21 protein-coding genes are annotated in these 21,514 nt (G+C 64.3%); 8 read left to right on the plus strand and 13 right to left on the minus strand.

Annotated features, from left to right (window positions below; all coding sequences use genetic code 11):
• A partial coding sequence (locus DRF71_RS09135) for a BapA prefix-like domain-containing protein (protein WP_198672125.1) occupies positions 1-640 on the minus strand: 640 nt, incomplete at its 3' end.
• Positions 641-1,169: 529 nt separating this feature from the next.
• On the opposite strand from DRF71_RS09135, the gene DRF71_RS09140 reads away from it, so the two are divergent.
• Positions 1,170-1,472: a hypothetical protein gene (locus DRF71_RS09140; RefSeq protein ID WP_112310274.1), complete on the plus strand. Its 303-nt coding sequence runs from the start codon at positions 1,170-1,172 to the stop codon at positions 1,470-1,472.
• Here the strand turns inward: DRF71_RS09140 and DRF71_RS09145 are convergent, their stop codons facing one another.
• The 9 genes from DRF71_RS09145 to DRF71_RS09185 form a co-directional block, all read right to left on the minus strand.
• A complete protein-coding gene (locus tag DRF71_RS09145) occupies positions 1,473-2,636 on the minus strand; it encodes an alpha-hydroxy acid oxidase (protein WP_112310275.1) in 1,164 nt (387 codons plus the stop codon).
• Position 2,637: 1 nt separating this feature from the next.
• Positions 2,638-3,921 (minus strand): hypothetical protein, encoded by a 1,284-nt coding sequence (locus tag DRF71_RS09150; protein WP_112310276.1) that lies wholly within the window; start codon positions 3,919-3,921, stop codon positions 2,638-2,640.
• Positions 3,918-4,916: a zinc-dependent alcohol dehydrogenase gene (locus DRF71_RS09155; protein ID WP_112310277.1), complete on the minus strand. Its 999-nt coding sequence runs from the start codon at positions 4,914-4,916 to the stop codon at positions 3,918-3,920. The genes DRF71_RS09150 and DRF71_RS09155 overlap by 4 nt, the downstream gene beginning before the upstream one ends.
• A gap of 3 nt (positions 4,917-4,919) precedes the next feature.
• The gene (gene hisD / locus DRF71_RS09160) at positions 4,920-6,245 is read right to left on the minus strand and encodes a histidinol dehydrogenase (protein WP_112310278.1); all 1,326 of its coding nucleotides are present in this window, start codon (positions 6,243-6,245) and stop codon (positions 4,920-4,922) included.
• Positions 6,246-6,263: 18 nt separating this feature from the next.
• A complete protein-coding gene (locus DRF71_RS09165; RefSeq protein WP_112310279.1) occupies positions 6,264-7,061 on the minus strand; it encodes an ABC transporter permease in 798 nt (265 codons plus the stop codon).
• A complete protein-coding gene (locus tag DRF71_RS09170) occupies positions 7,058-8,005 on the minus strand; it encodes an ABC transporter permease (RefSeq protein WP_112310280.1) in 948 nt (315 codons plus the stop codon). The genes DRF71_RS09165 and DRF71_RS09170 overlap by 4 nt, the downstream gene beginning before the upstream one ends.
• A gap of 147 nt (positions 8,006-8,152) precedes the next feature.
• On the minus strand, positions 8,153-9,262 hold the full coding sequence (locus DRF71_RS09175) for an ABC transporter substrate-binding protein (protein WP_112310281.1): 1,110 nt from the start codon (positions 9,260-9,262) through the stop codon (positions 8,153-8,155).
• Between the two features lie 37 nt (positions 9,263-9,299).
• Complete coding sequence (locus tag DRF71_RS09180) at positions 9,300-10,418, minus strand: ABC transporter ATP-binding protein (RefSeq protein ID WP_112311235.1); 1,119 nt, start codon at positions 10,416-10,418, stop codon at positions 9,300-9,302.
• A gap of 120 nt (positions 10,419-10,538) precedes the next feature.
• Positions 10,539-11,309 (minus strand): glucose 1-dehydrogenase, encoded by a 771-nt coding sequence (locus DRF71_RS09185; RefSeq protein ID WP_112310282.1) that lies wholly within the window; start codon positions 11,307-11,309, stop codon positions 10,539-10,541.
• Positions 11,310-11,459: 150 nt separating this feature from the next.
• On the opposite strand from DRF71_RS09185, the gene DRF71_RS09190 reads away from it, so the two are divergent.
• The gene (locus DRF71_RS09190) at positions 11,460-12,590 is read left to right on the plus strand and encodes an aminotransferase class I/II-fold pyridoxal phosphate-dependent enzyme (protein WP_112310283.1); all 1,131 of its coding nucleotides are present in this window, start codon (positions 11,460-11,462) and stop codon (positions 12,588-12,590) included.
• A 36-nt stretch (positions 12,591-12,626) separates the two neighbouring features.
• Here DRF71_RS09190 and DRF71_RS09195 read toward each other — a convergent pair whose 3' ends face one another.
• Both DRF71_RS09195 and DRF71_RS09200 read right to left on the minus strand, forming a co-directional pair.
• Positions 12,627-12,878 (minus strand): hypothetical protein, encoded by a 252-nt coding sequence (locus DRF71_RS09195; RefSeq protein WP_112310284.1) that lies wholly within the window; start codon positions 12,876-12,878, stop codon positions 12,627-12,629.
• Positions 12,879-13,026: 148 nt separating this feature from the next.
• The gene (locus tag DRF71_RS09200; protein WP_157971006.1) at positions 13,027-13,287 is read right to left on the minus strand and encodes an outer membrane protein assembly factor BamD; all 261 of its coding nucleotides are present in this window, start codon (positions 13,285-13,287) and stop codon (positions 13,027-13,029) included.
• 217 nt (positions 13,288-13,504) lie between these two features.
• Here DRF71_RS09200 and DRF71_RS09205 point away from each other — a divergent pair, with 217 nt between their 5' ends.
• The 6 genes from DRF71_RS09205 to DRF71_RS09230 all read left to right on the plus strand — a co-directional run bounded on the left by DRF71_RS09205 (position 13,505) and on the right by DRF71_RS09230 (position 20,719).
• On the plus strand, positions 13,505-14,005 hold the full coding sequence (locus DRF71_RS09205; protein WP_157971007.1) for a TadE/TadG family type IV pilus assembly protein: 501 nt from the start codon (positions 13,505-13,507) through the stop codon (positions 14,003-14,005).
• Between the two features lie 954 nt (positions 14,006-14,959).
• Positions 14,960-16,159 (plus strand): imidazolonepropionase, encoded by a 1,200-nt coding sequence (hutI, locus tag DRF71_RS09210; RefSeq protein WP_198672126.1) that lies wholly within the window; start codon positions 14,960-14,962, stop codon positions 16,157-16,159.
• Positions 16,156-17,700: a histidine ammonia-lyase gene (gene hutH, locus DRF71_RS09215; RefSeq protein WP_112310288.1), complete on the plus strand. Its 1,545-nt coding sequence runs from the start codon at positions 16,156-16,158 to the stop codon at positions 17,698-17,700. Before hutI ends, hutH begins: the two co-directional genes overlap by 4 nt.
• Positions 17,700-18,500 (plus strand): N-formylglutamate deformylase, encoded by an 801-nt coding sequence (gene hutG / locus DRF71_RS09220; protein ID WP_112310289.1) that lies wholly within the window; start codon positions 17,700-17,702, stop codon positions 18,498-18,500. The genes hutH and hutG overlap by 1 nt, the downstream gene beginning before the upstream one ends.
• Before the next feature lie 9 nt (positions 18,501-18,509).
• Positions 18,510-20,204, plus strand: a complete 1,695-nt coding sequence (gene hutU, locus DRF71_RS09225) for a urocanate hydratase (RefSeq protein ID WP_112310290.1) — start codon at positions 18,510-18,512, stop codon at positions 20,202-20,204.
• The gene (locus DRF71_RS09230) at positions 20,201-20,719 is read left to right on the plus strand and encodes a HutD/Ves family protein (protein WP_198672127.1); all 519 of its coding nucleotides are present in this window, start codon (positions 20,201-20,203) and stop codon (positions 20,717-20,719) included. Before hutU ends, DRF71_RS09230 begins: the two co-directional genes overlap by 4 nt.
• On the opposite strand, the gene DRF71_RS09235 is transcribed toward DRF71_RS09230, so the two are convergent.
• Positions 20,716-21,456 carry a UTRA domain-containing protein gene (locus tag DRF71_RS09235; protein WP_112310291.1) on the minus strand — a complete coding sequence of 247 codons (741 nt, stop codon included), beginning with the start codon at positions 21,454-21,456 and terminating at the stop codon, positions 20,716-20,718. The genes DRF71_RS09230 and DRF71_RS09235 overlap by 4 nt on opposite strands.
• Positions 21,457-21,514 lie beyond the last annotated feature (58 nt).

Below are 21,514 nucleotides of genomic sequence, written 5' to 3' on the forward strand. Positions count from 1 at the left end.
CAACAGGGCCGGTCGGGCCGGTCGGATCAACAGGGCCGGTCGGGCCGGTCGGATCGACGGGGCCAGTGGGGCCGGTCGGATCAACGGGACCAGTGGGGCCGGTCGAGGGATCATCGCCGCCGCCGCCGCCGCCAACAACGGCACCGACCACACCAAGGCCCGCGAGCCCTGCGCCAAGACCACCCAGGCCCACAAGGCCCGGAGCGAACATCGCCATGCCGGCGGGCTCATCCACCGCGCCACCGGCAAGGGCGACATCATCGCCCTGGGCAAAACGCAGCGCATCGAGATTGGAGTATTTGTCCCAGCCCTCAACCGCACCGTAATTGGCGTAAAGCCCACCCTCGGCGGAGTTAGAAAGCTGAACCGCGATCACTTCGCCATTTTGCGAGAGATAGAGCTGATTGGCCTCGCCCGCGGTGAAATAACCATCAAGCAAAACCGTCCGACCGTCGATCAGCGTCAGAACGAGATCATCGCCCTGACGTGCATAGCCGGCGATGCTCTGGCGGGAAAGATTGAGCGAAACCGAATCGCCCGAACCCATCTGGATGAAATTGTTACCTTCTTCTCCCACGACAGAACCGCGCGAGATACCGCCCGCAGAATCGCGGACGACGAATTGAATCGCCTTAGCCATTTTACTACTCCGCCTCATACCGCCGGGCTCGTTGACCCGACATGTTTTTATTGACGCACTTGCGGCGTCTATTGCCGACCTGAATAACCGGGTTTCACTTTCATTTCCAGTAGGTATCGGGCGCAGCTCACAGGGTTCGCCACAATTTTTCCAGGATTTCGCCCCAAAGTGGGGCATTTCGGCAACCCTCAGATCAGGTCTTTCAACCCATGGCAGAACACGAAATCTGGCTTTGCCCGCCATTTGTGGTGTGCAAAGCCGCATTGGATACCAGCCGCTGTTGGCATTTCCCTCTTTCGGGTCCGGATCGCAGAGGCTCTGACACGGGGGCGAGGAAAATCACGGTGCCGGAAATTTTTTATTGACAGCTCTGTAAGGCGGTTGCGCGCGCAGCCGTATACGGTCGCATTGCGACAGGCGGCGCTTCGTGACAGTCTTGTGACAGGCCGTGCCCGGATAAGGGCCGCTCCGGCTGGCTCCGGCCTCCGGCGGTGCGGTCGGATGTGTTGTAAAACGAGATGGCCCGACGATGACCCTGACCCCGTCCAGAACCGCAGCCGTCAGCCTGTTCGCCGCTGTCCTTATGGCTGCTGCCGGCTGTGTGGAAAGCCCGGGCGTGACGCCCGCAGCAACAACCGCTCCGGCAGCCCCGGCCCCGGCCGAGCCCACGCTGGATGCGGCTGGCAAGGCGCGGGTCGAGGCCAGGCTGCACGCGCTGGAGCCGGAATTCTGGACGCGTCGGTCGCGCGATGGCGAGGCTGCGGCGAATGAATGGCTGCGTCAGAAGGCGGTCGAGATCAGCCGTGAAGAGGCGCGGCGTGGCGCCGGCTGATCAGGCCCCGATAATATAGTCTGCCGCCGGCCCGGCCTTCAGCTGATCGACGGAATTCAGCCCCATCAGCTGCAATGTGATGCCGATCTCGGCGGCGAGCAGCGCGAACAGCCGGTCGGTGCCCCAGGCGCCCTCGGCTGCCACCGCCCAGGCAAAGGGCCGCCCCAGCATCACCGCATCGGCGCCAAGCGCCAGCGCCTTCACCACATCCGTGCCGCGCCGGAAGCCGCTGTCGACAAGCAGTTCGCGCCCCGGGCCAAGGGCTTCGCGCATCGCGGCAATGCTGGCGATGGTCGCCCGCCCATGATCCAGCTGCCGACCGCCATGGTTCGACAGCACCACGCCGTCAACGCCGCTTTGCCGCGCGATCTCGCCATCCTTCGCGTCGGAAAGCCCTTTGATCACCAGCCGCCCCGGCCAGAGGTCGCGCAGCGCCTTCACCTTCTCCCAGGTCAGATGCTTGTCGAGCCGCGAGGACAAAGCCGAGGCCTGGGCCAGCGCGCCGCGTCCGAATTCCGGCCGCCCCGCAACCAGCTCCACCCCCGGGAACCCGTTCCTGAGCAAATCCAGCGACCAGCGCGGCCGCCGTGCGAATTGCCAGGCCAGCCCCGGCGTGATGTGTTTCACGGCGCGAAAGCCGTTCCGGTTGTCGCGCTCACGCACCGAGGTGATGGCGGTGTCGACGGTCAGGAAGATCGTCCCGATCCCCGCCGCACGACAGGCCGCCAGATAGGTTTCATTCACCGTCGGATCGCGGTCGAGATAAAGCTGGAAGGCCAGATGCTCTCCGAGGCGCGGCGCGAGGCTGGCAATCCCCCTGATCGAGAATGTCGAAAGCCCGAAGGGAACCCCCGCCGCCTTTGCCGACAGCCCGACCAGCAGATCGCCATCGCGACGGTAGAGACCCAAAAACCCCACCGGCCCGGGAAAGAACGGCAGCGACCAGCGCCGGCCGAGATAGGTCGTGCTCAGATCCGGCTGCGGCGCAAGATCCCGCAGCACCCGCTGCGAAAGCGCATAGCGGTCAAAGCCATCGCGGTTGCGCGCCAGCGTGGTTTCCGAAAAGGCGCCGCCCTCGATATAATCGGCGAAGATTTTCGGCAGACGCCGGCGGGCAGACAGGCGGAAATCCTCGACATTCTGATAGCGGCGATCACGCGACATGTTACGGCTCCGGGCGGATGAGGTCGAAGAACCGCGTCATGCGGTCTTCGCCCGAAACCGGCGCCGCGCCACAGAGTATCGCCTGTGCCAGCCCGATGGCCGAGCTTTCCGGACTATGCCGCCCGGCGCCTGCCCGCAGATTCATCACCAAAGTCGGGCAAAGGAACAGCGCCAGCCGGATCACCCGCTCCCAATCGGCGGGCAGCAGGCCCTGCGCGGCCAGATGGGCGAGCCAGGGCTTCCAGAAGCTTTCCGCTTTCGCCATCAGCAGATCCTCGCGCAGGCGCCCCGGGCCCCAGTCGCTGTCTATATACAGGCAGCCATCCGCGAGCCGCGCCGAAACCTGCCAGCGCCCCGGCACCATATCGCTGTCATAAAGCCAGAGCGGATGCGCGAGGATATTGTGGAAGGTCGATTTGACCTCGGCCAGCAGCGAGGGCACGTTTTCCCCGGCAAAGGCCGGGTCGAAAAAGGCGAGATGGTCGGCGGCCTCGCCGCGTTCATACCAGATATTGGCGTTATGGGCATCGCCATGCGCCACGATCCCGCCGGCATCAGCGAGGTGTTCAGGGGCAAGCCGGTGATGGGCTGCCCTGAACAGACCGGCGATTGTGCTGCTATAGTCCAGCCCGTTGATCACCGGCCGCGCCTCGGAAAGCTCGTCCCAGGAGGCGGTCACGCCGGGCAGGGCAAAGGCCTTATCGGTATAGAAAGAGGCCAGCCTTCCGCCGGGATAATGGCCGGTCGACGGGTCGATCAGGCGTTCTGAAAACAGGCGATGAATCGGCTCGGCCGCAGAATCCTCCGGTGTGATCTGGTGCAGGCTGGCCTTTGCCACCGTCAACAGGCGGCTGTTCAGCTCACGTTCGGCGCCAAGCGCGCGGGTCGAGGCAGCGGCATCCGGCGCCAGATCCAGCGCCCGCAACACATCGGAAAAGCGCGGATCCTCGCGGCGGCGATAGACGAGGATCTGCTCGCCCGGCAGTGTCGAGGAAAGGATCGGCTGATCCACCGGCAGACCGGCGCGTGCGAGGATATCGGCGCGGTAATATTCGCCGCGCATCTCCTCCTCGCCCTCCTCCTGATGGAATTTGAAGAAACACGCGCCCTTTTCGCAACTGAAAAACCCGTTCAGAGAGTTCAGCGAATACTGGTCGTGATTGATCCGAAGGCCGGTCGCGGTGATGCCGAATGTCTCGCCCAGAAAGGCGGCCAGCATGGTTTCGGCCCGGGCCGGATCACGCGCGGCAACGGCCCGGATTTCGGCGGTGCGGGAAAGGCTCATATCTGTGCCCCCGGCAGAATGATCGTCTTCGCGCCCATCACCTCACCAGCGAGATGACGGCCATAGGCTGCCGGCACCGCATCAAGCGCGATCTCGGCGTCGATCAGCTGATCCAGCGCCGGCGCCAGTGCCGGGATCAGCGCCACGGCCCGGGCAAGTTCACCGCCAAAGGCATGACAGCCGGAAAGCCGGATTTCCCGCTCGACCAGCAAGGTCGGATTCAGGCTCAGCGGGCGGGAGCCGATCCCCACCATCGCAATCGCTCCGCCACCGCGCAGGGCGTGGATCAGCCGGTCGATCACCTCGGGGCTGCCAGTGGCGTCAATCGCATAGCGGGGCGGTCTTGGCCCGAGCGCCTCAAGATCGCCAATCGCCCCGCCCACCGCCTGCGCCGTGCGGGCGGCCCGGGTCTGGTTCCGGTCGATGATGCTGACGGGATGGCCGAAATGCGCCAGCACCAGCGCCGAAAGCGCACCGATTGCCCCCGCGCCGGTCACCACAACCGGCGCGCCCGGGGCCGCGTTCAACAGGGCCGCGGCATGCAGTGCCACCGCCAGGGGTTCGGCCATGGCAAGATGGCGCGGTGCAATGTCGGCCGGAGCCTTAACCACGTTTTTGGCTGGAATAGTGACATATTCGGCAAAGCCGCCATCCATCACCTCGCCCAGAAAGCCGAGGCTTTCGCAGATCTGGCTCAGCCCCTCGCGGCAATTCTCGCAAGCATCACAGGTCACACGGCTGTCTACCGCCACCATGTCGCCGGGCGCGACATGCGACACGTCAGTGCCGACCGCCGTGATCACGCCGGTGAACTCATGCCCCGCCACCGAAGGCGCGCGGGAAATCCAGGCGCCGGTCGCGTAATTGTGCAGATCCGAGCCGCAGATGCCGGCTGCGGTCACCTGCAGCATCACCTCTGCAGGGCCGGGAGGCAGCGGCAAAGCCACCTCCTCGACCCGCAGATCCTTTACGCCATAGAGGCGAACGGCGCGCATCTCTCAGCCCTTCAGATATTGTTTGCGGATGTCGGAAACCGCATTGGCATGGTTGTCGAACCCCTCATAGCGCGCCAGCGTACCGGCGGCCTCGGCCAGCTCTGGAAAGGCCTTGGCGGTGACGTAACCGACCGAAGAGCGGCGGATGAAATCGGTCACCGAAAGCGGTCCGTAAGTCCGCGCGCCGCGCGAGGTCGGCAGCACCGCATTGGGGCCAAGGCAGAAATTGCCGATGGAGACCGGCGTATGCGGACCCATCAGGATCTCGGCAGCGGCGGTGATCTCGCCCAGATGCTCGAAGGGTTTTTCCGACAGGAGTTGCAGATGTTCCGGCGCGTAATCGTTGATGAAAGCATAGGCATCACCGAGCGTTTCGGTCACCAGAATGCCGCCATGGCTGCCGCAAAGCACAGCTTTCGAGAAGCCGACCCGCTGTTCGCCCATCCTGGACCAATGCCCGGGCAAAGCGGCCAGCGCCTCATCTGCCACGCGGCGGGAGTTGGTCACCAGCCAGGCCGAGCTGTCAGGGCCGTGCTCGGCCTCGATCAGCAGATCCAGCGCGGCGAGGCCGCCATGCACCGTCTCATCGGCGAAGATGATCGACTCGGATGGGCCAGCGGGCAGTCCGGGGTCGATCACACCGGACAATAGCCGCTTGGCTGCCACCACCCAGGGGCTGCCCGGCCCGACGATCTTGTGACAGGGGCGCACGGTTTCCGTGCCATAGGCCGCCGCAGCCACCGCCTGGGCGCCGCCCGCTTTATAGACCGTCTTCACCCCCGCCAGACGCGCCGCCACCAGCGTCGCCGCATCGACCTTGCCGCCAGGGATCGGCGGCGTGAAGATCGCGATATTCGGCACGCCCGCCACCACTGCCGGCACGCCGGTCATCATGGTGACAGACGGGAACGACCCCTTTCCGCGCGGCACATAGAGCGCAACCGATGAGATCGGGATGAAGCGATCCCCGGCAAAGGCACCCGGGCGGATTTCCTTCAGGGTCATCGGCTCGGGCAGCTGTTCCTCATGGAACGACCGGATATTCGAAATCCCCAGTTCGATGGCGCGGATCACCTCGGGCTCGACCAGGGTAAAGGCCTCGTCAAACTCGGCCTCGGTCACCTTGAGACGCTCGGCGGTCAGCCCCTCGGCCTTGTCGAAATTCACCCCGAACTCGACCAGCGCCGCATCGCCGCGCGTCCTGACTGCCTCGATGATCGCCGGCACCTTTTCCAGAAACCCCGACAGATCGGCTTCCGACCGCGCCAGCAGCGCCTCACGCTCCGCCGCAGTCAGTTCGGCGAGAATTTTGACATTGACCACGGCCATTTCAGCCACCTCTCACAATCATTTCGATTTCAGGAAGATTTCCAGCCCGACCAGCTTGTCGAGCAGCCAGATCGCCGCCAGAGCGATCACGATGAACACCACCGACACCGCCGCGAGATCCGGCGTGATGATCGAGCGGATCGAATTGTAGATCAGCACCGGCAGGGTGACGATGCGGGCATCGGTCAGGAGAAGGCTCACCAGAAACTCGTTCATCGCGAGGATGAACATGAGCAGGCTCCCCGTGATCACACCCGGCATCACCGCCGGCAGCGTCACATGAAGGAAGGTCTGCACCCGCCCCGCCCCGCAATTTTGCGCCGCGAGTTCCAGATCCGGGTCCAGCGCCACCGCAGAAGACGAGACCGACCAGATGATGAAAGGAAGGTTGATCACCGCGCAGGCAACGCCGACCGGCCAGAGGCTTCCCAGCACATGCCATTCGCCAAAGACCAGCATCAGCCCGATCCCCGACCCGATCAGCGGGATGGTGAACGGCAGCATCAGCCAGACCTGGATCGCTGTCGTAAACCGGAGCTGGAACCTCGACAGCGCCAGCCCGGCCAGGGTGCCAACCGGGATCGCCACGATGGTGGCTATCGTCGCTACGATCAGCGAGCGCAGAAAGGCCTGTTGCAGATCCCGTGCCAGCGCAATCTTTTCATACCATTGCAACGACAGGCCCTGGGGCGGAAAGGCCACCATATTCCCCGCCGTCAGGCTGGCCCCCAGCACCACCAGCGTCGGCAGCGACAGGGTGATGATCGAGAACCAGACAAGACTCCAGACCACGATTTTCTGACTGCGGGAGATCATTTTCGGCCTCCCATTGCCAGTGTGCCGGCGCCGAACACCATGAAGACCAGCCCCACCAGCACCGATCCCGCCGCCACCAGCATCAACGCGAGCGCCGAGCCCAGGCCCTGATCTGCGGTGCGGAAAAACTGGTCATAGATCGCATTGGCGATGTAATCCTGACTGCCGCCGCCCAGCATCGCCGGCACCGCGAAATCGGTCAGCGTCAGGGTGAAGACCACCAGCCCCGCCCCGATCAGCCCGGGCTTCGCCATCGGCAAAAGCACATGCCACAGGATCCTCGGCCAGCTTGCCCCCAGCGAGCCGGCGGCGGTCTCGGTCTCTTCCGGGATCGCGGTCAGCGCCGGCACCAGAAGCAGCACCGCAAAGGGCAGCATATATTGCACCAGCCCGAAGACCACCGCGCCGTAATTGAACAAAAGCCGCATCGGCGCCACGCCGACCAGCGACAGCGCCTCATTCACCATGCCGGAATTGCCCAGGATGATCAGCCAGCCATAGGCGCGCACCACCTGGCCAATGAAAAACGGCAAAAACAGTGTGATCAGCAGCGCCTTGCGGATCCATGCCTTGCGCACCCGCACCAGCGCATAAGCATAGGGAAAGGCCAGGATCAGTGTCAGAACGGTCACCAGCACCGCCCCGGAAAGCGAGCGCCAGGCCACGGTCAGATAGGTGGATGACGCCAGCGCCTTGCGGTAATTTGTCAGCGACCAGTCTTCCGAGGGCAGAAAGGTCGCGGTGTCCAGCACCCTCAGCGAGGCGTCCCCGATCTGGATCAGCCCCAGCACCAAAAGCCCGACGAGCAGGATCGCCGGCGTGATGAACAGCCAGCCGGTATGGCGCGACATCGACCGTGGCCAGAGCGTATCAGCCAGACGCTCGACGCCGTCCATCAGGCGCCAGCGCAACGGGTATCGGAAATCGGGGGATGGGTTCGGCATGGCTTCCGTCCGGAAAATTCACCCTGCCCGCCGGAAACACCCCCGGCGGGCAGGCGCGGAATGGGGGGTCCGGGGGGCTTGCCCCCCGGCCTGCGCTGACGGTGCCCCTGGCCGCAAGGCCGGGGGAAAGCCGTCAGCCTCTCCTCCTCAGCCCTGCATGATCTCTTTGAATTTCGAGAACCATTCGCTTTCATTCTCGACCTGCACTTTGGTCGAGATCCGGATCAGATGCGCCATCTCTTCCGGCGTATCCGGATAGGAGGGATCTCCCACCAGATCCTCCGGCGGCGTCAGGCCCGGCACCACGCCCGGCAGGCCCAGCCCGTCACACCAGACCTGTTGCGCGTCTTTCGAGATGGCGAAATTGATATATTCCTTCGCCCAATAGAGCTCATTCTCCGGCAGGCCTTTCGGAATCCAAAGCCCGTCCGTGTCGAATTTCGCGCCCTCTTCCGGCACGGTCCAGGCCAGATCAACGCCGTTCTTCTTCGCCTCGCGCGCATTGGTCGAGATGGTGCAGGCCAGATCAATCTCGCCATTCTGGAACCATGCGGTGAAATCCGGGTCTTCACCCAACAGCGGCTGCTGCTGTTTCACCTGGGCAATGAAATCCCAGGCCGCCTGCATATTGCCGGGAATATCCTCGAGCTTGCCGCCGCCCGCGACCTGCGCCGGGAAGTGGAAGCCGATCCCGTCATTATACAGCGCGATCCGCCCCTTGAATTTCGGATCCAGCAGCGCCTTCCAGGAGGTCGGCGCGCCATCCGGGAAGGCCTCGGGCCGGTAAGCCAGCACATAGACATAGCCGTAGGTGTTGACGATCGGATAGCCATCCAGACCGACCGGCTTCGCCAGCTCGGTCGTATTCGCGAGGTTCGACAGATCCGAGAGATCCTCGGTCACGCCCCGCAGCGCCGATTTCGTCGCATTGGTGGTGGTGTCCCAGTTGATATGGATCGGCGGCACGCGGCCTTGCGCCACAGCGGCCCAGACTTTCGGCTGAATCTCATTGTCTTCGGTCAGATCGTGGCGCACCTGGATGCCGGTCGCCGCCGTGAACGGGTCCGACACGCCTTTCTTCAGCGCATCAACCCAGGACCCACCCCAGGCCCGCACGATGATTTCCGCCGGTTTCGCAGGCGCGTCCTGCGCCATCAGCCGCCGCGCCGGCAGCGTTCCGATCAGCGCCGCAGCCCCTGCGGCAGCCGTGCCGCGCAACAGCGCGCGGCGATTGGGACGGTAAACAGGATTGGACATGTCTCAGGTCTCCTTGTTGGTGTGGCTCGCCGCCTGTTTAGCGGTCTTTTGCGGGAAAGATCAGCAGGTCTCTTGCATTCCAGCCGACCGAAACTGTCGCACCCCTGGCATAGGGCGCCTGTTCCGCCGGGTCGTGATGGTAAATCTGCACCGTGGTCTCCAGCGCCGGCAGGCGGACGAAATACAAAAGCCGCTCGCCTTCAAAGATCGAGTCGCTCACCTGCCCCTCCAGCACGGTATCGCAGCCCGAAAGGTCGCCCCCCGGCGCCGCGATCCGCACCTGTTCGGCCCGGATCGCCCCCTGCGCGGCAAGGCCCGGCGCGATATCATCCACCGCCTGGCCCGCGCATTCGGTGCCGTTCACCGTCAGGCCCGTCCCGGTCCGCCTGCCGGTCAGGAAACTCGACACGCCGATGAAATGCGCCACAAACGGATTGGCCGGGCGACGATACATGCCAACCGGCGAGGCCTGTTGCTGGATCTCGCCCTGATCCATCACGATGATCTCATCCGAGACCACCAGCGCCTCGCGCTGATCATGGGTCACATTGATGGTGGTGACGCCCAACTCTTTCTGGATACGGCGGAATTCCAGCTGCATCTCCTCGCGCAGCTTGCGGTCCAGCGCGGCCAGCGGCTCATCCAGCAGCAGAAGTTCGGGTTCAAAAACCAGTGCCCGCGCTATGGCGACCCGCTGCTGCTGGCCGCCCGAAAGCGCGTTGATCCGCCGTTTCGAAAACCCGGCCAGCCGCACCAGGTCAAGATAGTGCGCCACCCGCTCTGGAATCTCACGCGGGTTGAAACGCCGCATCTTCAGCGGGAAGGCGACGTTTTCCTCAACCGTCATATGCGGGAAAAGCGCCAGTTTCTGAAACACCATCCCGACCGAGCGCCGATGGGGCGCCACCGCATCCGCCGGTCTGCCGCCGATCAGGATCGTGCCGCGTGTCGGCGTCTGAAAACCCGCGATCATCCGCAGCAGCGTGGTCTTACCCGATCCCGAGGGGCCAAGAATGGTCAGGAACCGCCCGCGCTCCAGGCTGAAAGCGGCATTCTTCACCGCCATGGCGCCGGTGCCGAAATCCATATCGACGCCCTGCGCCACGACCGCGACCGGATTTCCAGCTGTGCTTTCTGCGCTGCTTCCGCCTGACATTCCGGTCGTCCTCACCCTGGTTCCGCTGTCTTTCTTTCCCGTGCCGGGCATAATGTATATACCTGAGACGATACCCGGCCACGAAATTTCGGCAGATTGCCCGAATTTCAGGCAAATGGCTCAGATCGAGGCCAGATACCCGCCGTCAATACCGATACATTGCCCGGTGATATAGGCCGAAGCGTCCGAGGCGAGGAAAATCACCGCGCCGACCAGATCATTGCCCTCGCCAAAACGGCGCTGCGGGATTTTTTCCAGCATCGTGTCGGCCCAGGCCTCGTTTTCGTAGAACACCTCTGTCATCTCGGTGCGGAAATAGCCCGGCGCAATGGCATTGACCCGCACCCCCTGCCCCGCCCATTCCGCCGAAAGCGCCCGCGTCATCCCCAGAAGCCCGGATTTGGACGATCCGTAAGGCGTGGCCGTCGGCACCCCCACATAAGAGGTCAGCGAGCAAAGATTGATCACCGCGCCGCGCCCGCGCTCAAGCATGCCCTGCGCCACCGCCTGGGTGGTGAAAAAGGTGCCTTTCAGGTTGGTGTCGACGATCTTGTCCCAAAGCGCCTCTGTCACCTGGACAGAAGGGCTGACTTCCTCAACCCCGGCATTGTTGACCAGGATGTCGATCACGCCCGTGCCCGCCAGGGCCGGCCCGATCGCCGCAATGTCACGCTGATCCAGTGCCAGAGGGGTCGCGCTTCCGCCCGCCTCCCGGATCAGCTGCACGGTGCGGTCGAGAGAGCGCCTTTCTCGGGCGGTGATCACCAGGTCAGCGCCCGCTTTGGCAAGGCCAACCGCCATGGCCTGGCCAAGGCCGCGGCTGGCGCCGGTCACCAGGGCACGCCGCCCCGCAAGCGAGAAAAGCCGAGTGGCAGAGAGACCGGTTGGCATGGCAGGCTTCCTTTCATTCCCGGGCAGATTAGCGATGCAGACCGGAAGAGAGAACGGCAGACGGCACTCTTTACATGTATATACAAGAGACATAGCTTCGGCCTGGCTGTCAACTGCCTAAGCCCCCTCCAGATCAGCCGAGAGGCCCCAATGACCGGACCCGCCCCGCTCCTGCGCCCCGAACTCGCCGCGCTCAGCCCCTATAATGCCGGGCTGACGCTGGCCGAAGTCGCCGCCCGTCCGGGTGTGACGCGGGTGGCAAAGCTCGGCTCGAACGAGAACCCGGCCGGGCCAGCACCCGAAGTGATCGCCGCCATTCGCGAGGCGGCTGCCGGGGTGGGGGTCTATCCCGATCCTGCCGGGCGCGATCTGATTGCCGGGCTGGCGGCGCATCACGGGCTGGATCCGCAGCTTTTCGCTCTCGGCAACGGGTCGGAGGATCTGCTGGCGGTGTTGGCCCGGGCAGTGCTGCGGCCCGGGGATGAGGTGGTGACGCTGTTCCCCTCCTTCCCGCTGCATGAGGATTATGCCCTGACGATGGGGGCAAAGCTCACGCGAATCGGGTTGACAGCGGCTGGCCAGATCGACCTTCCGGCCCTGCTGGCAGCGGTGGCGCGACCAGTCCGGCTGGTGCTTTTCGCCAATCCGATGAACCCCGCCGGGGTCTGGCTGGACGCGGCCGCACTGCGTCAGGTGCTGGCTGCGGTGCATCCGACGGCGATCACCTGCCTTGATGAGGCCTATCACGAATATGCTTCGGTCACCTCAGGCGGGCAGGATGAAGGCCCGGATTATGCCAGTGCCGAGCCCCTGCTGGCCTCCCATCCCGGCCCGCTGGTGATTCTGCGGACGTTTTCCAAAGCCTGGGGCCTCGCCGGGCTGCGGATCGGCTATGCGATGACCAATAATGCCGGACTGAAACGCGGTTTTGACCTCGCTCGCACCCCGTTCAACACGAATATCCTGGCCCAGGTCGCGGCACGGGTGGCGCTGGTGCATCCGGAGGCGGTGGTCCAGGCGGTTGCCCTCGCCACCCGGGAGCGGGAGCGGTTGGCAGATGCGCTGAACTCTCTCGGGCTGCGGGTCCTGCCCTCGCGCGGGAATTTTCTGTTTGTCGATTGCGGTCGGCCGGCGGGGCCGGTGGCAGAGGCGCTGCTTGATCATGGCGTCATCGTGAAACCCTGGAAGCAGCCCGGCTTCGGGACCTGGCTGCGGGTCTCTACGGGGTCTTCGCCGGATGGCGATCAGTTTCTGGCCGCGCTGGCGCGGGTACTGGCCTGAGTCCCTTTCTCCGGGGTCCGGACCGGCGGAGCGGGGTCACTGGAAAATCAGATGCCCGACGGGTTTTCCGTCCAGAAAATCCTTACGGATTGCGGTCAGGGCCCTGATCTCTTTCTCGGCCTCCGCCCCGGTCATCGTGCCTTGCAGCATCGCAAGGGCATCTTTTTTGCGGTCTGCAAAGACATAGGCAATCGCCAGATTGGCGCGCACGGTCTCGCCATGCCGGACATCGCGCAGCAATTCCTCAAGCACGGAAGTACCAGCGGTGCTGTCGCCTGAAATCACCATAGAGAGCGCATTATTGCTGAGCAGCGCGAAATTGGTCGGGTAGACTGGGAGCGCCTGGCGATAGACCTCCTGCGCCTCGACATGGCGCGAGAGTAGTCAAGCGACACCGCCTTGCCGGTAAGCGCCGCCAGATTGCGGCGCTCCAGCTTCAGCGCCGCGTCGAATTCGCCCAGCGCGGTCTCTGCATCACCTTGATAAAGAATGATTTTTCCCATTTCGCTGCGAATCTCTGCTCTGCCGCGCGCTCAAACAACCGGGCGGCCTCGTCATATTCGCCGACCGACCAGGCTGCCTGAGCCACCTGCTCGGTCTCGGGCGAGCCGGAGCCGCCGTTTCCGGTCAAAAGCGCGCAACCGGCCACCAGCAGGGTCACGCCGGGCAGCGCACGCAGGGAATGCGATCTGGACATGAAACCCCCCTATATCCGAGTTTCACCCGTTGCCGCGCCCATTCCGGTGAGTCGCAGCCGACAAAGAGGAAAGTAAGGTAAACACCTTTCGCAAAAGTTGACACGTTTTCCGGGGCGCAGACCGGTTGACTGCGCCATGGGGCGGTCGGCGTTGAGATTCTGTAAAGCTGTGGCTGCGCAGAGTGGAGGCTGTCCGAAATGCAGGAAAGTGACTCCAATGCCGCATTTCCTTTCACGATTTATCCTGGCCGTTCTTACGACGGTGCTGCTGCCTCTGACCGAACCGCGCGGAAGGGTGCAGCGATTTCTTTCCTGCCCCAGGGGCGCGGTGACGGCCGAGTTCGTCATCGTCTTCCCACTGGTTCTGGCGCTGGTTTTCCTGATCGTCTTTATCAGCATGTATATTTCGGCGGCCAGCGACCTGCAGCAGGTTGTGCATGACCTCGCCCGCTATTCCTATCGCTATATCGGCCGACCGGAGGCTGACCAGCTTTGCGCCACTTTGCAGCGCGAGGCAATTCCGATCCTGGTCAATGCAAGCCTGCTGCTGCATCCCGACAATTTCAACCTGATCTCCTGCAGCCCGCCGCAAGGGCCTGACAAGATCATCGTCATCACCGCCAGCTACGATTTCGCGGGAAGCTTCGTTCAGTCGGTCGGCCAAACGCTGGGGCTGAGCATCGGGACCATCAGCCGACAATCGCTTTTCATCCCCTGACCCCGCCTGTCGCAGCGGCATGGGGTGGGAACATCATGGGTTCTTCCCGCATTCTTCGCAAAGCCAGAACCAGGGCTGGCAGTGAGAGCGCAGATTGCGCGAAAGACGAAGGGAACGCTGAGGACGCAGGTCGTATTGCACCTCAGATCCCTGAGCCTGCCGAATATGGTCCATACAAGGCTGCCGCGCGTGTCGTCATTGAGGAGTCGCTTGCGGATATCAAGACCGGGGTGCATGCCACCACCTCTGTCTGTCAACGCGCCTCTGCCAAACCTCGGCATTCCCAACCAGGCGGCATTTTGTCTGCTTTATTCGGATGGTGAAAAGGGAGGCGCCAGCTCTGCTAAATACGAGGGCGGAACGAGCTTGCATATCGGCAACCGGAGGGGATTGGCGCGCATTCTGCCCTGATGCGCGATCAGCCCGCGACATTGTCCATTAACCCTCAACGCATCCGGCTCCACCGGGCCGGGGCGGTCTTGCGCTGCCATGACCAGGCTGCACGACGCGCCAGACGGTCCGCACGGTCTATTCCATTGAGAAATGGCCCCCCACCGGACAGACCGAAGTTATCCGTCGGAACGATCTCCTGACACCATCGGATGCAGATCGGCGAGCCAGAATGCGGAACTCTGAGCTTTACGAGTACGGCCAACCATGCGTGATCACATTCTGTCGCAGATACGCTCTCTATCTGAGAAAGCCGTACCGGCCTTTGCGCAGGGTCAGTTGCCACTGTTTCCACCCTCGTTTTCCCAACGCTGCCAGTTGGGCGACACGGCCGGCGGTCCGGCAACTGCGCCCTTCAGCGCGGCCAGGCAGTCGCGGCCCACAATCGTCTGGTGCTTGTCGAAAAATCACTTCCCACTTTACCCAAATATGTATATACCTATTAAGGATCCAACGCAGGGAAAAGCCTGGCAAAGGCCCCGTCACATGGATTGGGAGGCCCGGATGAACGCCACGCTCTACACCAACGCTCGAATCGTGCCCTGCGACGGCGCAGTCGGGCGCGATCCTGAACCCGGCGCGCTGGAGATCGAGGTGACCGGCACCCGCATCACTGCGCTTGGGCCGGCGCTGCCGCGCGCAGGGCGGCGGGTCATTGATTGCGACGGGCGGCTGATGACTCCGGCGCTGATCGACTGCCACACGCATCTGGTGTTTGGCGGCGACCGCGCGAATGAATTCGAGATGCGACTTGACGGCGTGCCCTATGAAGAAATCGCGCACCGGGGGGGCGGGATCAAAGCCTCGATGACCGCCACCCGCGCAATGACGGCTGACGAACTGGTCACCGCCAGCCTGCCGCGCCTTGATCATCTGCTGGCCGAGGGCGTTTCGACCGTCGAGATCAAATCCGGCTACGGGCTTTCGGTCACAGCCGAGTTGGCCATGCTGCGCGCCGCGCGCCGCCTCGGCCAGCTCCGGCCGGTGCGGGTAAAGACGACCTGGCTTGCCGCCCATGCGCTGCCGCCGGACTATGCCGGTCGCCCCGAGGCCTATATCGCCGAGGTGGCGATCGCCGGGCTGAAGGCCGCGCATGCCGAGGGTCTGGTCGATGCCGTCGATGCTTTTTGCGAAAACATCGCCTTCAGCCCGGCCGAGCTGGAGCCGCTTTTCGACTGCGCCAGGGCGCTTGGCCTGCCGGTGAAAATCCATTCCGAACAGCTCAGCCATCAGGGAGGAACCGCGCTGGCCGCCCGGTTCGGCGCGCTTTCCGCCGACCATCTGGAACATGCGACCGCGGAAGATGCCGCGCTGATGGCCGCCTCGGGCATGGTCGCGACGCTGCTGCCCGGCGCCTTCTATATGCTGCGCGAGACGGTGATGCCGCCGGTCCAGGCCTTCCGCGACCATGGCGTGCCAATGGCGCTTTCCACCGATTGCAACCCCGGCACCTCGCCGCTGACCTCGCTTCTGCTGACCATGAACATGGGCGCGACGCTGTTCCGGCTGACCGTCGCCGAATGCCTGCTTGCCGTGACCGCCAATGCCGCAAAGGCGCTTGGCCTTGGCGCCGAGACCGGTCGCCTGGCACCGGGCCTTTCGGCCGATCTCGCGCTTTGGGATGTCACCCGCCCGGCGCAGCTGGTGGCGCGGATCGGCTTCAACCCGCTTCACGCCCGTATTTTCCAGGGAGACCCGCAATGACCGAGACGCTTATCCCCCAGAGCCTCTTTCCGGGCAAAGTACCGCTCTCCCTGTTGCGCCGCATCTGGTGGGAGGGGATCACCCCCCGCCTCGACCCCACCGCCAATCCGGGCATCGAACGGGCTGCGGCGCGGATCGCCGAGGTGGCCGCCGGCAATGAGGCGGTCTACGGCGTCAATACCGGTTTTGGCAAACTGGCCTCGATCCGCATCGAGGCGCGCGATGTTGCGACGCTGCAAAGGAACCTGATCCTGTCGCATTGCTGCGGCGTCGGTGCGCCGCTGTCCGAGCCGGTCGTGCGGCTGATCATGACGCTGAAACTGATGTCACTGGGGCGTGGTGCCTCGGGAACACGGCCCGAGGTTGTGGCACTTTTAGGCTCTATGCTGGCGGAAAATGTGATCCCGCTGATCCCGGAAAAGGGTTCGGTCGGGGCCTCGGGCGATCTGGCACCACTGGCCCATATGGCCGCTGTGATGATCGGCGAGGGCGAGGCGTTCTACGAGGGCCAGCGCCTTTCGGGCTTTGATGCGCTGACCCGCGCCGGGCTGAAACCCGTCACCCTGGCTGCGAAAGAAGGGCTGGCGCTGATCAACGGCACCCAGGTCTCGACGGCGCTGGCGCTGGCTGGCCTGTTCCGGGCGGAGCGCGCGCTCAGGGCCGCGATCATCACCGGCGCATTGTCGACAGATGCCGCCATGGGCTCGACCGCGCCGTTCACCGAAGAGATCCATACATTGCGCGGTCATCGGGGTCAGATCGACGTGGCGCGGGCGCTGCGTGAATTGCTGGCAGACAGTCAGATCCGTATGAGCCATGTCGAGGGGGATGAGCGCGTCCAGGACCCCTATTGTATCCGCTGCCATCCCCAGGTCGCCGGCGCCGCGCTGGATGTCTTGCGCCAGGCTGCGCATACGCTGGAGATCGAGGCCAATGCCGCCACCGACAACCCGTTGATCCTCTCGGATGGCCAGGTGGTCTCGGGCGGCAATTTCCATGCCGAGCCCGTCGCCTTCGCCGCCGATATGATCGCGCTTTGCGTCGCCGAAATTGGGGCAATCGCGCAGCGCCGGGTGGCATTGCTGGTGGACCCGGCGCTGTCTTACGGGCTGCCCGGTTTCCTCACGCCAAAACCCGGTCTTAATTCCGGCATGATGATCGCCGAAGTGACAACCGCCGCTTTGATGAGCGAAAACAAACAGATGGCGCATCCGGCAAGCGTCGATTCCACACCCACCTCCGCCAATCAGGAGGATCATGTCTCGATGGCCTGCCACGGCGCGCGGCGCCTCCTTGCCATGACGCAGAATCTGTTCTGGATCATCGGCACCGAGGCGATGATCGCCGCGCAGGGCGTGCATCTGCGCGGCCCGCTGAAATCCTCGCCCCGGCTTGAGGCCGCGATTGAGGCGATCCGCACCCGCATCCCGGTGCTCGACACCGACCGTTTCATGGGCTCCGACATGGAAGCGGCGGGCGAGCTGATCGCCTCGGGCGCGCTGGAACTTGCGGGCGCAGGCCTCCTGCCGGAGGTCGGCTGATGGATCCGTTCACGCTGCGCCAGGGCGACAGCCCGATCATCCTCGCCTTCCCCCATGCCGGGTTTTCGGTGCCGCATGAGATCCGCGAAAGGCTGAATGACGAAGGAAAACTATCGCGCGACACCGACTGGCATATCCAGCATCTCTATGCCGGGCTGATCCCCGGCCTGACCACAATCACCGCCAATAACTCGCGCTATGTGATCGACCTGAACCGCGATCCGGGCGGGAACAGTCTCTATCCCGGCCAGACGACCACCGGCCTGATCCCCGAGAACACCTTCGACAATGTTCCGATCTGGCACGAGGGTGCCGGCCCGACCGCCGCCGATACGGCCCATTGGCTGGAAGCGGTGCACCAGCCCTATCACGCCGCACTCGCTGCCGAGATCGCCCGTATCAGGGCGCTGCACGGCGTGGCGATCGTTTATGACTGCCATTCGATCCGCTCGCAGATCCCCTGGCTTTTCGAGGGCGTGCTGCCGGATCTGAACATCGGCACCGATGGCGGCGTGACCTCTGCGCCTGAACTTGAAACTGCGGTGGTCGATATCGCCCGGGCCTCTGGCCATTCCTGGGTCCTGAACGGGCGGTTCCGCGGCGGCTGGACCACGCGCCATTACGGGCGGCCCGAAACCGGAGTCCATGCGATCCAGATGGAACTCTCCCAGATCAGCTATCTGCAGACAGAAGCCCCGATCTTCATCATGGATCAGGAAAAAGCCGCCCATCTGCGTCTCACCCTCGGACAAATACTCCAGAAACTTGCCGAACTCGCGCCCGCTTTGGCCAATCGCTGAGAGGTTCACATGACCATGACCCGCCACAACACCCGCGACATCTATCCGCCGACCGGGCCGGAGATCAGCTGCAAGAGCTGGCAGGCCGAGGCCGCGATGCGGATGCTGATGAACAACCTGCACCCGGATGTGGCCGAAAACCCGCATGAGCTGGTGGTCTATGGCGGCATCGGGCGGGCAGCGCGCAGCTGGGAGGATTTCGACCTGATCGTCGAGGCGCTGCAGGATCTTGAGGCAGACGAGACGCTGCTGGTGCAGTCGGGCAAGCCCGTTTCCATCGTGAAAACGCATCCGGATGCGCCCCGCGTACTGATCGCCAATTCGAACCTCGTTCCCCGCTGGGCGACATGGGAGCATTTCAACGCGCTCGATAAAAAGGGCCTGATAATGTATGGCCAGATGACGGCCGGCTCCTGGATCTATATCGGCGCGCAGGGCATCGTTCAGGGCACTTACGAAACCTTTGCCGAGATGGGCCGCCAGCATTACAACGGCGATCTGACCGGCAAATGGGTGCTGACCGGCGGGCTTGGCGGCATGGGCGGCGCGCAGCCGCTGGCGGCGGTGTTTGCCGGGGCATCGTGCCTGGCGGTCGAGGTTGACGAGACCCGGATCGACTTCCGCATCCGCACGAAATACCTCGATGCCAAGGCGAAAACTCTCGACGAGGCGCTGGCGCTGATCGCGGAATGGACGGCCAAAGGCGAGGCGAAATCGGTGGGGCTTCTGGGCAATGCCGCCGAGGTCTTCCCCGAACTCCTGCGCCGCCAGCTGGCGGGTGAGGCGTTGCCGAATGGCGGCCCGGATATTGTCACCGACCAAACCTCGGCCCATGATCCGCTGCATGGTTACTGCCCCGCCGGATGGACGGTGGGCGAATGGCGGGCAAAGCAAGAGAGCGACCCGGGCGCAGTCGATCGTGCCGCCCGCGCCTCGATGCGCACCCATGTCGAGGCGATGGTCGGTTTCCATGACGCCGGCGTGCCGACCGTGGATTACGGCAATAATATCCGCCAGATGGCAAAGGAAGAGGGGTTTGACCGCGCCTTCGCCTTCCCCGGTTTCGTCCCCGCCTGCATCCGGCCCTTGTTCTGCCAGGGCATCGGCCCCTTCCGCTGGGCGGCTTTGTCGGGCGATCCGGAAGACATCGCGAAAACCGATGCGGCGATGAAGAAACTGTTCCCGGAAAACAAACACCTGCATCGCTGGCTGGATATGGCGGCCGAGCGGATCGCGTTCCAGGGCCTGCCCGCCCGCATCTGCTGGATCGGGCTGGGCGACCGCCACCGCGCCGGGCTGATGTTCAACGAGATGGTGGCGAGCGGAGAGCTGAAAGCCCCTGTCGTCATCGGCCGCGATCATCTCGACAGCGGCTCGGTCGCGAGCCCCAATCGCGAGACCGAGGGGATGATGGACGGCTCGGATGCGGTTTCCGACTGGCCGCTGCTGAATGCGCTGACCAACACCGCCTCGGGCGCGACCTGGGTGTCGATCCATCACGGCGGCGGTGTGGGCATGGGGTTTTCGCAGCATGCCGGGGTGGTGATCGTGGCGGATGGCACGCCCGAGGCCGCGAAACGGCTGGAGCGTGTCTTGTGGAACGACCCGGCCTCGGGCGTGATGCGCCATGCCGATGCGGGCTATGAACTGGCGAAGGATTGCGCCCGCCTGCATAAGCTGCGTCTGCCCGGAATTCTCAGGTGACGGGCATCTACCCCGCCAGTGACCGGGTCTTCCGGCCCTGGAAGAATGGCGGCGGCGAAACGGCGGAGATCCTGGTTTCGCCGGTTTCAGCCGGGTCGGAGACATTTTCCTGGCGGGTCTCCACCGCATGGGTCGCGACCGACGGGCCGTTCTCTGCCTTTCCCGGCATCGACCGGGTGCTGACCGTGATCGAGGGTGGGCCGATGCTGCTGGAGACGCCCGAGGGCGAGCGGCTGCTTGATGAGAACAGCCCGCCCTTTGCCTTTCCGGGCGAGGTGCCGGTGACGGCGCGGCTCAGGGGTCCGGCGCTTCTTGATTTCAACGTCATGTGCCGACGCCCTTTGCAGGCAAGGGTCAGCAAGGGCCCGCTGCCGGGCGCACATGATTTCGATCTGGCGCTGCTGCTGGCGGAAGGGGGTGGGCTGCAGCGGCTCGACCTGGTGGATTTCCGGGCGCGGCGGGATCTGGTCGCGCCGCTGGCCGACATCCCGGCCATCGGCGTCCGCTTCGTTTAACCGGGCCGCGCCTCGTCGCCGCGCGGCTCGAACTGCGCCATCAGCTGGTGGCGCTCCCCCGGATAGCTTTGCCGCACCAGGGTCACCCATTGGCCGGAAATCTCGGTGCGCCGGGTCAGCTCCAGACAGGCCTCGCCCAGCGGCAATTGCAGGTCGCGGGCCAGCGCCTCGCCGGCATTCACCGCCCTGATCCGGTTCTCGGCCGAGCTCCAGGGGATCTCAAGCCGCAACCAGTGGCCGGGCGCTTCATGGGTGAAATCCTGCTCCAGCGCGGCCGGAGCGGCGGCCGGATTGATCACCCGCTCCTCAAGGCAAAAGGGCAGATCGCCCGCGAAATGCAGTCCCCGCAGCGCCAGAACCGGCACCGACGCGTCCTGGATCCGCGCCTCACGGATTTCGGCCGGCAGCGGCGCGCGCAGGGCTCGTGTCATCAGCTGCCAGCGCCAGACCAGGCCAAGCGCCCGCACCTCGGCCTCGATATCGGTGATCTCCATCACCGCCGATTGCGCGCGGGGCTGCGCGACAAAGGTGCCCAGCTTGCGGCGGCGGATCAGATAGCCCTCACGCGTCAGCTGAGTCAGCACCTTGTTCATCGTCATCCGGGAAACGCCATGCGCCTCGGCCAGATCGGTCTCGAACGGCAGCTGAAAGCCCGGCGGCCATTCCTGGCTGACGATAAAACCGTGGAACTTGCCCAGCAGCGTCTCATGCAGGCTGCGTGCTTTCTCTGGCTTCATCAGGGATCATCCGGTTGGCGCATTCCCCTTCTTAGGCAGAGACGGGGCGCAGGTCCAT

Source organism: Pseudogemmobacter bohemicus, from assembly GCF_003290025.1.
Classification (GTDB): Bacteria; Pseudomonadota; Alphaproteobacteria; order Rhodobacterales; family Rhodobacteraceae; genus Pseudogemmobacter; species Pseudogemmobacter bohemicus.

Coding starts and splice junctions, on each gene's coding strand:
- DRF71_RS09140 (WP_112310274.1), top strand. CDS start 1,170: ATGACCCTGACCCCGTCCAGAACCGCAGCCGTCAGCCTGTTCGCCGCT.
- DRF71_RS09145 (WP_112310275.1), bottom strand. CDS start 2,636: ATGTCGCGTGATCGCCGCTATCAGAATGTCGAGGATTTCCGCCTGTCT.
- DRF71_RS09150 (WP_112310276.1), bottom strand. CDS start 3,921: ATGAGCCTTTCCCGCACCGCCGAAATCCGGGCCGTTGCCGCGCGTGAT.
- DRF71_RS09155 (WP_112310277.1), bottom strand. CDS start 4,916: ATGCGCGCCGTTCGCCTCTATGGCGTAAAGGATCTGCGGGTCGAGGAG.
- hisD (WP_112310278.1), bottom strand. CDS start 6,245: ATGGCCGTGGTCAATGTCAAAATTCTCGCCGAACTGACTGCGGCGGAG.
- DRF71_RS09165 (WP_112310279.1), bottom strand. CDS start 7,061: ATGATCTCCCGCAGTCAGAAAATCGTGGTCTGGAGTCTTGTCTGGTTC.
- DRF71_RS09170 (WP_112310280.1), bottom strand. CDS start 8,005: ATGCCGAACCCATCCCCCGATTTCCGATACCCGTTGCGCTGGCGCCTG.
- DRF71_RS09175 (WP_112310281.1), bottom strand. CDS start 9,262: ATGTCCAATCCTGTTTACCGTCCCAATCGCCGCGCGCTGTTGCGCGGC.
- DRF71_RS09180 (WP_112311235.1), bottom strand. CDS start 10,418: ATGTCAGGCGGAAGCAGCGCAGAAAGCACAGCTGGAAATCCGGTCGCG.
- DRF71_RS09185 (WP_112310282.1), bottom strand. CDS start 11,309: ATGCCAACCGGTCTCTCTGCCACTCGGCTTTTCTCGCTTGCGGGGCGG.
- DRF71_RS09190 (WP_112310283.1), top strand. CDS start 11,460: ATGACCGGACCCGCCCCGCTCCTGCGCCCCGAACTCGCCGCGCTCAGC.
- DRF71_RS09195 (WP_112310284.1), bottom strand. CDS start 12,878: ATGGTGATTTCAGGCGACAGCACCGCTGGTACTTCCGTGCTTGAGGAA.
- DRF71_RS09200 (WP_157971006.1), bottom strand. CDS start 13,287: ATGTCCAGATCGCATTCCCTGCGTGCGCTGCCCGGCGTGACCCTGCTG.
- DRF71_RS09205 (WP_157971007.1), top strand. CDS start 13,505: ATGCCGCATTTCCTTTCACGATTTATCCTGGCCGTTCTTACGACGGTG.
- hutI (WP_198672126.1), top strand. CDS start 14,960: ATGAACGCCACGCTCTACACCAACGCTCGAATCGTGCCCTGCGACGGC.
- hutH (WP_112310288.1), top strand. CDS start 16,156: ATGACCGAGACGCTTATCCCCCAGAGCCTCTTTCCGGGCAAAGTACCG.
- hutG (WP_112310289.1), top strand. CDS start 17,700: ATGGATCCGTTCACGCTGCGCCAGGGCGACAGCCCGATCATCCTCGCC.
- hutU (WP_112310290.1), top strand. CDS start 18,510: ATGACCATGACCCGCCACAACACCCGCGACATCTATCCGCCGACCGGG.
- DRF71_RS09235 (WP_112310291.1), bottom strand. CDS start 21,456: ATGAAGCCAGAGAAAGCACGCAGCCTGCATGAGACGCTGCTGGGCAAG.